Here is a 12,254-nt window from a genome sequence, read left to right on the forward strand (position 1 = left end):
GACTGGCCCCGTGAGCGACACGGGAACCGGGACGGTGCAGCAGGTGGGCCGGATGGCCGAGCGCGCGGTCGAGGCCGCGACGAGCGTCGGCCGCGAGGTGCAGGCGCGGATCTACCGGGAGGGCGTCTTCGGCCGGCGGCCCGTCGTCCCGGTCGAGCCGGCCGCGCTCGAGGCGGCCGCGCAGAAGCGGATGAGCCCGCAGGCGTGGTCGTACGTCGCCGGCGGAGCCGGCCAGCAGCGGACCGTGCGCGCCAACACCGAGGCGTTCGACCGCCACCGGATCGTGCCGCGCATGCTGGTCGACGTCGAGGAGCGCAGCCAGTCCGTCGAGCTGTTCGGTCGGCGGCTGCCGTCGCCGTACCTCCTCGCCCCGATCGGCGTGCTCGAGATGGCCCACCGCGAGGCCGAGCACGCGGTCGCGCGGGCGGCCCGCGCGCTCGGCGTGCCGATGGTGCTGTCCACGCAGGCGTCGGTGCCGATGGAGGAGGTGGCGCGCGATCTCGGGGACTCGCCGCGGTGGTACCAGCTCTACTGGTCCAAGGACGACGGCGTCGTCGACTCGTTCGTCCGTCGCGCCGAGGAGATCGGCAGCGACGCGCTCGTCGTCACCCTCGACACCCATGTGCTCGGCTGGCGCACCCGCGACCTCGACCTCGCCTACCTGCCGTTCGCGCGGGCCGAGGGGATCGCGCAGTACGTCAGCGACCCGCACTTCCGCTCGCTCGCCGAGCACCGCGCCGCGAACCCGCCGGCCGTCGACGGACCGCAGCCCCGCCCCACCCCCGCCGCGGTCAGGGCGCTGCTCTCGATGACCCGGCACTACCCTGGCCGCTTCCTCGACAACCTGCGCTCGCCGGTGCCGCGGGCGGCGGTCGAGACGTTCCTCGACGTCTTCTCGCGCTCCTCGCTGACCTGGGAGGAGCTGGCCTACCTGCGCGACCGCACCTCGCTGCCGATCGTGCTCAAGGGCATCCAGGACCCCCGCGACGCCCAGCTCGCGCTCGAGCACGGCGTCGACGGGATCGTCGTGTCCAACCACGGCGGTCGGCAGGTCGACGGCGCGATCGCCTCGCTCGACGCGCTGCCCGCGGTGGTCGACACCGTCGGCGGGCGTGTGCCGGTGCTCTTCGACAGCGGCGTGCGCAGCGGAGCCGACGCCTTCAAGGCGCTCGCCCTCGGCGCGCAGGCGGTGATGGTCGGCCGGCCGTGGGTCTACGGGCTCGCGCTCGGCGGCGAGGACGGCGTCCGCGCGGTCATGGAGCACCTGATGGCCGAGCTCGACCTGACCATGGCGCTCAGCGGGGTCACCGACCTCGCCGGCATCACCCGCGACCTGCTCGCCTGAGCGGGCACGGGACGTGGGCGGACGACACGCGGCCGGGGCGGGACACGGGACCGGCCACGGGCACAGCCATGGGCACGGGCACGGCGACGCCGCCGGCGAGGTCGACGTACGCCGGGGCGCGCGGACGACGCTGCTCGGCGCGCTGGCGCTGGCGGGCATCGCGGCGCTCGTCGGCCTGGCCGTGCTGTGGCCGGACCGCTCGGCGGCGGAGGACCTGCGCGAGCAGGTGTCGTTCCAGGCGCCGGGCGTGCTCCTCGTCGACGGCACGATCCGCGAGCTCGACGGCGGACGGGTCTCGGTCACGATCGCCGAGGGGCCGGACACGGGCGCTCGGCGCACCCTCGACCTCCCGCCGGAGGTGGCGGCCTCCGGCCTCGAGCCCGGGGACACCCTCCGGCTCCAGTCGCCGCCACCGGTCGACGGTGCGGACCGCACCTACGTCTACTTCGGCACCGACCGCAGCGGCCCGCTGTGGCTGCTGGCGGGCGTCTTCGTGCTGGTCGTGCTGCTGGTGGCCCGGTGGCGGGGCCTGCTGGCGCTGCTCGGGCTGGGGTTCGCGGGCCTGGTGCTGCTCGGCTTCGTGCTGCCGGCGCTGCTCACCGGCGAGCCCGGCCTCGCGGTGGGACTGGTCGGCTCCACGCTGATCATGGTGGTGGTGCTCTACACGACCCACGGGTTCTCGGTGCGCACCAGCGCCGCGCTGGCCGGCACCCTCGCCGGGCTCGCGGTGACCGCGCTCCTCGGGCTGGCCGCCACCCGGGCGGCGCGCCTCACGGGGTTCGGCGACGAGGCGGCCGGGTTGCTGACGACGTACGTCCCCACGCTGGACCTGCAGGACGTCTTCACCTGCGCGCTCGTCGTCGCGGGCCTCGGTGTCCTCAACGACGTCACGATCACCCAGTCCTCGGCGGTGTGGGAGCTGCGCGGTGCGGCGCCCGGGATGGGCCGCCGCCGGCTCTTCCTCAGCGGCATGCGGATCGGTCGCGACCACATCGCCTCGACGATCTACACGATCGTCTTCGCCTACGCCGGCACCGCGCTGGTGCTGCTCATGGTGCTCTCGCTCTACGGGCTGCCGCTCGGGGACCTGCTGGCCACCGAGGAGATCGGCCAGGAGGCGGTCCGCACGCTCGTGAGCAGCATCGGCCTGGTGCTGGCGGTGCCGATCACGACCGCGATCGCGGTGTGGACGGTGCCGGGTCCGGTCGAGCAGCCCTCGTAGCCCCCGTGCGGCCCGCCACGACGCGAACGCCTCGCGGGTGGTGCGGGAGGACGTCGCGGACCACGTCGGTCGGAGATCAAGGTGACCGGCCGGTAGTCGACCGGCACTCCGGTGGCGAGCGTGCGCCATGCTGGCCCGGTGCACCACATCGGCATCGACCTCGCCTGGGGCGAGCGCCAGCCCACCGGGCTCGCCGTGCTCGACGAGGACGGGGCGCTGGTGCACGTCTCGGCGGTGCGGACCGACGACGAGATCGCCGAGCGGCTCGCGGCGTACGTCGAGGGGCCCTGCCTGGTCGCCGTCGACGCGCCGCTGGTCGTGCGCAACGAGACCGGATCGCGGCCGGCGGAGAAGGCGGTGACCAGGGACTTCCGCCGCTTCGAGGCCGGCTGCCACCCCTCGAACCTCGCCAAGCCGGAGTTCCGCGACGGGCCGCGCGGCGCGCGGGTCTGCAAACGGCTCGGGCTCGACATGGATCCCCGGTCCGGCCGGGCGCGGCGCGCGATCGAGGTCTACCCCCACCCGGCGACGGTCGTGCTCTTCGGGCTCGAGCGGACCCTGAAGTACAAGGACAAGCGCGGCCGCGAGGTCGAGCTGCTCCGCGGCGAGCTGCTGCGGCTGATGACCTACGTCGAGTCGGTCGTGGACACCGACACCGGTCGCGACGGCGGGGCCTGGGCCGCGCTGCGGCAGGCCGTCGAGACCGCGACCCGCAAGAGCCAGCTGCGCGTGGTGGAGGACCAGGTCGACGCGGTCGTGTGCGCCTACGTCGGCCGCTTCGCCGACCTCCACCCCGACCGGACGACGGTCTACGGCGACCTGGCCGAGGGCTACATCGTCACGCCGTCGCTGCCCGACGAGAGCGCCGCGATCCGCTCCGCCATCCAGGCGTACGCCGCGCAGCACAGCGAGCTGTCGGTCGCCGGCGAGCAGGTGGTCGCGCTGGTGACCTCGATCCTGGACGAGGCCGGCATCAACTACCTGACCGTCACCGGCCGCACGAAGTCGGTCGCGTCGTTCGCCGAGAAGGCCGGGCGGGTGCGCGACGGGCAGCCGATGTACCCCGCCCCGCTCACCGACATCACCGACCAGCTCGGCGTCCGGGTCATCACCTACGTGCAGGACGACGTCGAGGCGGTCGCCGGCCTGCTCGCCGACCAGGTCGTCGTCCACGACGACCGCGACATGGGGCAGCAGACCGCTCGCGAGGGGCGGTGGGGGTACGCCTCGCGGCACCTGCTGGTCGCCCTCGACGCCGCGCGCGAGTCCCAGGCGGCGTACGCCGGTCTGCGCGGGCGGGTCGCGCAGGTGCAGGTCCGCACGGTGCTGCAGCACGCGTGGGCGGAGTTCGAGCACGACATCCGCTACAAGGGGTCGGTGCCCGAGGAGCACGCGCCGGAGTTCGACCGCCGCTTCACCCTCGCCGCCGGGCTGCTCGAGCTGGCCGACCGGGAGTTCTCCACGATCCGCGAGCGGCTCCGCGCCGAGCCCGCCGCGCCCGCCACCCCGGTCGCCGACGACGACCCGCGCCTGGAGCCCCGGGAGCTCGCGGCGTTCCTCGCCGGGCAGTACGCCGACGCCGGCTGGTCGCGCACCGACCATTACGCCTGGATCTCCGGCCTCCTGCTCGAGCTCGGGATCACCTCCCTCGACGAGCTCGGCGACGTCCTGCGGCCCACCTCGTCCATGGCGATCAACGAGCGGATGGACTACCGCTACCCGCCCGGCGCCGTCCGCCGCCTCGACGACGCCCTCCTCGCCGTCTTCGGCGAGCGGTACGTCGACCTCCACGGCAACGCCCACCGCGCGGGCCTGCTGCGCCAGCGGCTGGAGAAGCTGCGCGGCTGAGTCCGATCCCTCCCGGACGTCGGTCGTCGCGCCGGGTCGTGTCGGTTCATCAAGGTATGCAGGCGAACCGTCACTGGCCCGGGTGAGCTCACCGTGGGGAGTGGCGCTCCAGGGACATACCTTGATGACACAGCCGGCCCGGGGGCGGGCCGCCGAGGTCCGGCGGGGCCGGCCGGCCTCAGGAGGACGGAGCGGCGGCGCGGAGCTTGTCGAGGAGGGGGACGGCGGCGTCGGTGAGGAACTGCTCCTGGAGGGCGTCGCCGACCTGGACGAGGGCGATGTCGGTGAAGCCGGCCTCCCAGAAGGCCGAGACCGACTCGACGATCTTGTCGAGGTCGGGGCCGCACGGGATCGACTCGGCGACGTCCTCGGGGCGGACGAACTGCGTGGCGCCGGAGAAGCCCGCGGGGGTGGGCAGGTCGGCGTTGACCTTCCAGCCGCCGGCGAACCAGCGGAACTGCTCGTGCGCGAGCTCCGTGGCCGCCTCCTCGTCCGGACCCCAGCAGATCGGGATCTGGCCGACGGCGCGGGCGCCCCCGGAGCCGATCTTCGGCGCGCCGTCGACGGCGTTCCAGCCCTCGATGAGGTCGGCGCGCGGCTCGACGGCGACGAGGTGGTCGGCGAGCGGGGCGAGCGCCTCCATGCCGCGCTCGCCGGCGACGGCGACGCCGATGTCGACGCCCTGCTCGGGCAGGTCCCAGATCCGGGCGGACTCCACGTCGAAGTGCGACCCGCGGTAGTCGACGAGCTCGCCGGTGTGCAGCGCGCGGATGATCTCGACCGCCTCGACGAGCATCTCCTGACGCTGCCCGATGGCGGGCCAGCCGGCGCCGACGACGTGCTCGTTGAGGTTCTCGCCGCTGCCGAGCCCGAGCGTGAACCGCCCCTCGGCGAGGATCTGCAGCGTCGCGGCCTTCTGCGCGACGACGGCGGGGTGGTAGCGCAGCGTCGGGCAGGTCACGTACGTCATCAGGCCGACCCGCTCGGTGGCGTGGGCGACGGCGCCGAGGGTGGTCCAGGCGTACGGCGCGTGGCCCTGCTCGGTGAGCCAGGGCGAGTAGTGGTCGCTGGAGACCTCGAAGTCGAAGCCGGCGGTCTCCGCCGCGACGGCGTACTTCACCAGCTCCCGCGGGCCGCTCTGCTCGGTCATGAGGGTGTAGCCGAAGCGCGTCATGGCTCAGCGGTACCCACGCCGGCGAGCTCAGTCGTCCTGCTGCTCGTCGACCTTCTTCTTGATCCGACCCATCCCCGGCAGGTTCATCACCAGCTCGCTGAGCTCCCGGGTCACCTCGAGCATCTCGTGCATGTCGGGGGCGACGCTGCCGAGGCGCTGGAGGAGCGGCATGACGTCCTCGCGCAGCGCCGTCTCCAGCGCCGGCAGCTTGTCGACCATCGCGACGACGGCGTCGACCTCCTCGGGCGTCGTCGACTCGCCGAGCCGCACCAGCACCGGCTCCAAGGCCTGCAGCGTGGGCTCGAGCCGCTCGGCCAGGTCGAGCATCCGGCCGACCGCGCCCTCCTCGACGCGGCGCAGCAGCACGTCGGCGCGCTCGCGCACGTCGTCGAGGCCGCCCATCGCGCGTTCGCCCTTGTCGGCGATCCGCTGCGCCTGGTCGACCATGTCCGAGGCTCGCTCGCGCACGTCGTCGACGCCGCCGATCGCCTGGTCTGCTTTCGCGCGGACGTCCTGCACGCCGGCGATCGTGTCGTCGGCCCGCTCGCGGACGCCGTCCACCCCGTCGATCACCTCGTCGGCTCGGACCCGGACGCCCTCGACCTCCTCCAGCAGCCCCTCGACGCGCACCAGCAGCGCCTGCACCTGCCCGATGATCCCGCCGGCCGAGGCGAGCAGCGCCTCGGCACCGGTGAGCAGGTTGGCGGCGCGGGGCGCGACGGCGACCGCCTGCTCGACCAGCTGCCGGAGGTCGCTGGGGCCGGGGACGGACGGGAACCTCATGGGACGCCGGTACCCCCGGATCCGACGTACCGTCGGTAGGCATGACTCCCGCAGAGCTGCTGAAGGACGCGTTCGGGCGCATCGTCGAGAGCGGTACGGCGGTCGTGGACGGCCTGTCCGAGGACCAGCTGGCCTCCCGGCCGGCGCCGGGGACCAACTCGATCGCGTGGCTGGTCTGGCACCTCGCCCGGGTGCAGGACGACCACGTCGCCGAGGTGGCCGGCCTCGAGCAGGTGTGGACGGCGCAGGGGTTCGTCGACCGGTTCGGGTTGCCGTTCGAGCGCGATGCGACCGGCTACGGACAGTCCGCCGACGAGGTCGGCCAGGTGCGTGCGTCGGCGGACCTGCTGGCGGCGTACCTCCGCGCGGTGCACGAGCAGACCGTCGCCTACCTCGACACGGTCAGCGCCGACGACCTCGACCGGGTCGTCGACGAGCAGTGGGACCCGCCCGTGACCCTCGGCGTCCGGCTGGTCAGCGTGGTGGACGACGACACCCAGCACGTCGGCCAGGCGGCGTACGTCAGAGGGTTGCTGCCCTCGTGACGCGGTAGCGCACGAACGACGGCACGGCGAGCGCGGCGACGACCGTGCCGACCACGACGAGCACGCCACCGCCGGCGGCCGCGGCAGCGGTGCCGACCGCGGCTGCCGCGGCACCGTGCGCCACGTCGGCGACGCGCGGACCGCCGGCGACGACCACGACGAACACGCCCTGGAGCCGGCCGCGGACGGAGTCGTTGGCGGCCGCCTGGAGCATCGAGGTGCGGAACGCCGCCGACGCCATGTCCGCCGCGCCGCCGACGACCAGCATCACCAGCGCGACCACGAGCATCGGCCCGCGCCACTGGTCGGCCAGGCCAACCGCGAGGCCGAACCCGGTCATCGCGGCTCCCCACACGACGATGCACCAGATCACCGCCAGCCCCTGCCGCTCGATCCGCGAGACCCAGCCGCTGAGCACGCCGCCCAGCACCGCGCCGGCCGGGATCGCCGCGAAGAGCGCCGCGAACACCAGCCCGCCCTCGTCCGGCCCGCCGAAGTCGAGGTGCGCTATCTCCGGGAAGAGCGCCCGCGGCATGCCGAAGACCATCGCGATGATGTCGACGACGAACGACATGAGCAGCACGGGGTGCCCACGGAGGTACGCCAGTCCCTCGACCACCGACCGCAGCCCGGGGGCGCCGGTCATCGCGCCGAGCACCGGCAACGGGGGCAGCCGGACCACCGCGCTGAGCGTCGCGAGCAGCGTGAACGTGTCGATCAGGTAGAGCCACTCGAAGCCGAGCACGGGGATGAGCGCGCCGGCCACCAGTGGGCCGGCGATCGCACCGGCCTGGAAGACGGTCATGTTCAGCGAGTTGGCCGCCGGCAGCAGCTCGGGCTCGAGCAGGCGCGGCAGCAGCGCGCTGCGCGTGGGCTGGTTGACCGCGAAGAACGCCTGCTGCACCGCGAACAGGCACAGCAGTGGCCACACGCCGATCCCGCCGACGGCGGCCTGCGCCCAGAACAGCCCGCTGGTCACGATCAACCCGACCGTGCTGCAGATGAGGATCGTGCGGCGGTCGAAGACGTCGGCCAGCGCGCCGCCGTACAGCCCGAAGACGACGAGCGGCACGAGCCCGAAGAGGCCGGTGAGCCCGACGTACGCCGACGAGCCGGTCTCCGCGTAGATCTGCGCCGGCACCGCCACGACCGTCAGCTGGGCGCCGATGACCGTGATGATGTTGGCGACCCACAGGCGCCGGAAGTGGTCGTTGCGCAGCGGCCGGGTGTCCGCCAGCAGCCCCCGAAGTCGTCCTGGTGCTGCTCCTGCCACGGGGCGGCAACCTACGCCCGTCCGCGGTCGGGACCCCTGCCGGGGTCACCACCCCGGCTCAGCAGCCGGAGCGCTCCGGCAGGCCGAGCAGCCGGTCGGCGAGCAGGTCGCACCACACCCCGGAGCCCGGCCCGCCGTTGACCGGCCCGTCGGACTCGCCCGGGTGCTTGACCCACAGCGTGCCGTCGAGCGGGCCGTCGAAGACCAGCCGCGGCGCCTTGCCGACCCGCGCCCAGGTGGGGTTGATGACGTCGCCGGCGACGGGGTTCCGCGCGCCGTTGCGGGAGGTGTCGACGACCTGCTTGACGCCGGTGACGCCGATCTTCTTCAGCTCGCGCCGCAGCAGCGCGCCGTAGGCCTTCTCGTCGGCCAGGCTGCGGAAGTTCGACACGTTCGTCGCGATGCCCCGGCCGAAGCCGACGCCGGCCCGCTTCAGCAGCGCCGCGCGTCCGTCGTGCGGCCGCCAGTCGCTGTGGCCCGCGTCGAGGTAGGCCCACGCGCCGGCCCCAGCGAGCCGCTTGACCGCGAACCGCAGCAGCGCCACCCGGTCGCTGACGCCCTCGCAGCCGGGGTCGCCGATGAACGGGATCGCGTCCGGCTCGACGACCACCAGCGGCTTGCTCGAGCCGATGCCGGCGGCGACCTGCTTGACCCAGGCCTTGTACGCCGCACCGTCGGCCGCGCCGCCGGCCGAGTGCTGGTCGCAGTCGCGGTCCGGGATGGAGTAGACGACGAGCACCGGGGTCTTGCGCGCGGCGGCCGCGAGGCCGACGTACTCGCGGACGACGTCGCGGACGCGGTCGGTCGCGTAGTACTCGATGCCCAGCCACAGCGCCTGCGCCTTCGTGGCGATCGGGGCGTGGCGGGCCTCGCCCGCGGTGAACACCGGCATCCGCTTGTCGACGAACAGGCCGCGGGTCCTGCGCGGGTCCTTCGCCTTGGCCTTGGCCTCGACCTCGGTCCTGGCAGCGCCGGCGGTCGCGCTGCTCAGCGAAGGCGGCGCGGGCGTCTCGGCGACGGCGCCGGTCGCGCCGGCGGCGAGCCCGCCGCCGGCGAGGACGGCCGCGGCGAGGTACGACGCGACGCGGGCGCGCGGGGACCGAGGAAGCACCCGCTCAGGCTACGGGCGCACACGCGGCTGCGGGCCGGAACGGACGGGACCGTCCGACCTCACACCTACGATCGTGCGCGTGACCTCACCCCGCCCCGAGCCGCTGACGCCGCTGGCCCTGCCGGACCCCGACGCGACCGGGGCCTGGCTGCGCGCCCGCACCGACGACGGACTGGCCGAGGCCCGCGCGATCGTCGAGCGGCTCCGCGCCGAGCCGCCGGCCGACGCGCTCGCCGCGCTCGAGCAGTGGGACGCCGTCACCCGCGCGTTGTCGAACGTCGCCGCGGCCGGCTCGCTCCTCGGCAACGTGCACCCCGACGAGGCGGTGCGCGACGAGGGCGACCGCGCCGAGCAGGAGGTCGACAAGCTCGCCACCGAGCTCTCCCAGGACCGCGCGCTCCACGACACGTTCGCCGCGCTCGACCCGTCGGGGCTCGACGGCGAGGCGGCCCGCCTGCTCGAGCGGACCCTGCGCGACTTCCGCCGCGCCGGCGTCGACCGCGACGACGCCACCCGGGCGCGGATCGCCGAGCTCAACGACCGGCTCACGGAGCTCGACCAGACCTTCTCCCGCACCATCCGCGACGACGTCCGCTCGATCCGGGTCGCGCCCGATCGGCTCGGGGGCATGCCGCAGGACTGGCTCGACGCCCGCCCCGCCGGCGACGACGGGCTGGTCACGATCACGACCGACTACCCCGACGTGGTCCCCGTGCGGACGTTCTGCCACGACGCCGAGGTCCGCCACGACATCACCGTGCAGTTCCTCGAGCGCGGCTGGCCACAGAACGACGCGGTGCTGCGCGAGCTGTTCGCGCTCCGCCACGAGCGCGCCGAGCGCGTCGGCCACGCCGACTGGCCGTCGTACGACGCCGAGGTCAAGATGATCGGCTCCGGCCCGGCGATCCCCGCCTTCATCGACCGGATCGCCGACGCCGCTCGCGAGCCCGCCGAGCGCGACGTCGCCACCGTGCTCGCCCGGCTCCAGCAGGACCGGCCCGACGCCGACGCGCTCACCAGCGCCGACGTCGCCTACTACGAGGAGCTGGTCCGCAAGGAGCAGCTCGACGTCGACGCGCAGCTGGTGCGGACCTACTTCGAGTTCCCGAAGGTCCGCCAGGGCCTGCTCGAGGTGACCGGCCGGCTCTTCGGGCTGCACTACGAGCCCGTCCCGGACGCACCCGTCTGGGCGCCCGACGTCACGGCGTACGACGTCACCTCGACCGTCGACGGCTCCCCGGTCGGCCGGATCTACCTCGACCTCCACCCGCGCGAGGGCAAGTACGGCCACGCCGCGCAGTTCACCCTCGTCGACGGCGTCGCCGGGCAGCAGCTGCCCGAGGGCGTGCTGGTCTGCAACTTCTCGCGCGGGCTGATGGAGCACGACCACGTCGTCACGCTGTTCCACGAGTTCGGCCACCTCGTGCACCACGTCCTGGGTGGGCACGGCCGGTGGGCGCGGTTCGCCGGGGTCGCCACCGAGTGGGACTTCGTCGAGGCGCCCAGCCAGATGCTCGAGGAGTGGGCCTGGGACGCCGAGATCCTGCGCTCCTTCGCGACGAACGCCGCGGGCGAGCCGATCCCCGCCGACCTCGTCGCGCGGATGCGCGCGGCCGACGACTTCGGCAAGGGGACGGCCGCGCGGGTGCAGATGTTCTACGCCGCGATGTCCTACTACTTCCACGCCGAGCGGCCGGACGACCTCACCGCGCGGATGGTCGAGCTGCAGGGGAAGTACTCGCCCCTGCGCTGGATCGACGGCACCCACATGTTCGCCAGCTTCGGCCACCTCGGCGGCTACTCCTCCGCGTACTACACCTACATGTGGTCGCTGGTCATCGCGAAGGACCTGTTCAGCGCCTTCGACCCCACCGACCTGTTCGACCCCGAGGTCGCCGGGCGCTACCGCGACCGCATCCTCGCCCCCGGCGGCGCCAAGGACGCCGCCGACCTGGTCGAGGACTTCCTCGGCCGCCCCTACACCTTCGACGCGTACGCCGCCTGGCTGGCCTCGGCTGGTTGAGCAGCGAAGGCCGCCGCCCGCTGGTTGAGCAGCGAAGCCGCCAAGGCCTGAGCGTGTCGAAACCTCGCGAGCCGACCGCGGCCTCGGGGACGTCTTGTCCGTCTGCGGCGGTCCGCGGCCGTCCTCCGGCGCGGCGGCGGCCGGGAGGACTCGGGTCGCGGACGACCGGGTCGCGAGCAACTCGCTCGGCCGGCGCCGCGTCCCACCGGCATGCGCACACTCCTGGCCGGTCTCGCCCTGGTCCTCGCGCTCGCCGGCTGCGGCCGGGAGGATCCGCCCGCGAAGGCGGCGACGCCCGCGCCACCCTCGGCCGCGTCCTCGTCGGAACCGCCGGCAGGATCGTCGCTCGAACCGCCGCCCGAGCCGGGGCTCGACCTGCCTCCGGCGCCCGCGGAGCTCGAGCGGGTCGCGCGGGCGTTCCTCCGGTTCGCCCGTGGCCGGGTGGGTCCGCCGGTGGACACGCCGGTGGGGCTCTACCTCGGCGGCCGGTTCGTCCGCACGCTGCCGAACGCGGAGGCGGGTGACCGCGCGGCGTGGGCGGTGTGCCCGGAGGGTGGTTCGTACGCCGGCCGGACCTGCCCGTTCTCCGCGGTCGACCGGCTCGCGGGCGCTCCGCGGGTGGCGGTCTCCTCCGAGGAGCCGCAGCACCCGTGCGCCCACCCCGTCCCGCTGCCGGGGGCCGGCCCCGGGCGATCGGTGACCCTGCAGCCGGACGCGTCGCTGACGTGCGTGGGCTGGTTCGCGGTCCAGCTGGTCGTCAACGACGTCGGTCAGGTGACCACCGTGAACCTGGTCCACGCCGAGCCCTGAGCCTGGGCCGTGGCCGGGTCGCGTGCCCGAGGACGCGCCGAGCCGCGTCCGGAGGCACACGACTCCCGCATCGGCCCCCGCACGGCACCCGCATCGGCACCAGCATCCACCCGCAAGCGC

The 12,254-nt window shown here is 74.2% G+C and carries 10 protein-coding genes; 6 read left to right on the top strand and 4 right to left on the bottom strand.

Annotated features, from left to right (window positions below; translation table 11 throughout):
• The first annotated feature begins 10 nt into the window (after positions 1-10).
• The 3 genes from G6553_RS04770 to G6553_RS22025 all read left to right on the top strand — a co-directional run bounded on the left by G6553_RS04770 (position 11) and on the right by G6553_RS22025 (position 4,415).
• Entirely contained in the window at positions 11-1,345 is a 1,335-nt protein-coding gene (locus G6553_RS04770; protein WP_347565496.1) for a lactate 2-monooxygenase, read from the top strand.
• Between the two features lie 13 nt (positions 1,346-1,358).
• Positions 1,359-2,567 (top strand): YibE/F family protein, encoded by a 1,209-nt coding sequence (locus G6553_RS04775; RefSeq protein WP_166189623.1) that lies wholly within the window; start codon positions 1,359-1,361, stop codon positions 2,565-2,567.
• 138 nt (positions 2,568-2,705) lie between these two features.
• Entirely contained in the window at positions 2,706-4,415 is a 1,710-nt protein-coding gene (locus G6553_RS22025) for a DUF429 domain-containing protein (RefSeq protein ID WP_166189625.1), read from the top strand.
• Between the two features lie 178 nt (positions 4,416-4,593).
• Here G6553_RS22025 and G6553_RS04785 read toward each other — a convergent pair whose 3' ends face one another.
• Both G6553_RS04785 and G6553_RS04790 read right to left on the bottom strand, forming a co-directional pair.
• Entirely contained in the window at positions 4,594-5,589 is a 996-nt protein-coding gene (locus tag G6553_RS04785) for an LLM class F420-dependent oxidoreductase (RefSeq protein ID WP_166189627.1), read from the bottom strand.
• A 27-nt stretch (positions 5,590-5,616) separates the two neighbouring features.
• The gene (locus G6553_RS04790) at positions 5,617-6,372 is read right to left on the bottom strand and encodes a hypothetical protein (RefSeq protein WP_166189629.1); all 756 of its coding nucleotides are present in this window, start codon (positions 6,370-6,372) and stop codon (positions 5,617-5,619) included.
• 41 nt (positions 6,373-6,413) lie between these two features.
• Here G6553_RS04790 and G6553_RS04795 point away from each other — a divergent pair, with 41 nt between their 5' ends.
• Positions 6,414-6,917 (top strand): DUF664 domain-containing protein, encoded by a 504-nt coding sequence (locus tag G6553_RS04795; protein ID WP_166189631.1) that lies wholly within the window; start codon positions 6,414-6,416, stop codon positions 6,915-6,917.
• On the opposite strand, the gene G6553_RS04800 is transcribed toward G6553_RS04795, so the two are convergent.
• A complete protein-coding gene (locus G6553_RS04800; protein WP_166189633.1) occupies positions 6,895-8,190 on the bottom strand; it encodes an MFS transporter in 1,296 nt (431 codons plus the stop codon). The genes G6553_RS04795 and G6553_RS04800 overlap by 23 nt on opposite strands.
• 58 nt (positions 8,191-8,248) lie before the next feature.
• Positions 8,249-9,301, bottom strand: coding sequence for a glycoside hydrolase family 6 protein (locus tag G6553_RS04805; protein ID WP_347565497.1), 1,053 nt, complete (start codon positions 9,299-9,301; stop codon positions 8,249-8,251).
• Positions 9,302-9,380: 79 nt separating this feature from the next.
• On the opposite strand from G6553_RS04805, the gene G6553_RS04810 reads away from it, so the two are divergent.
• Positions 9,381-11,324, top strand: a complete 1,944-nt coding sequence (locus tag G6553_RS04810; protein WP_347565498.1) for a M3 family metallopeptidase — start codon at positions 9,381-9,383, stop codon at positions 11,322-11,324.
• Between the two features lie 210 nt (positions 11,325-11,534).
• Entirely contained in the window at positions 11,535-12,134 is a 600-nt protein-coding gene (locus G6553_RS04815; RefSeq protein WP_166189639.1) for a hypothetical protein, read from the top strand.
• Positions 12,135-12,254: the final 120 nt, after the last annotated feature.

This window comes from Nocardioides sp. IC4_145, assembly GCF_011250565.1.
GTDB lineage: Bacteria > Actinomycetota > Actinomycetes > Propionibacteriales > Nocardioidaceae > Nocardioides.

What these genes read in the sequence shown, in the direction of transcription:
- G6553_RS04785 (WP_166189627.1), bottom strand. Translation starts at nt 5,589, where the DNA reads ATGACGCGCTTCGGCTACACCCTCATGACCGAGCAGAGCGGCCCGCGG.
- G6553_RS04790 (WP_166189629.1), bottom strand. Translation starts at nt 6,372, where the DNA reads ATGAGGTTCCCGTCCGTCCCCGGCCCCAGCGACCTCCGGCAGCTGGTC.
- G6553_RS04795 (WP_166189631.1), top strand. Translation starts at nt 6,414, where the DNA reads ATGACTCCCGCAGAGCTGCTGAAGGACGCGTTCGGGCGCATCGTCGAG.
- G6553_RS04815 (WP_166189639.1), top strand. Translation starts at nt 11,535, where the DNA reads ATGCGCACACTCCTGGCCGGTCTCGCCCTGGTCCTCGCGCTCGCCGGC.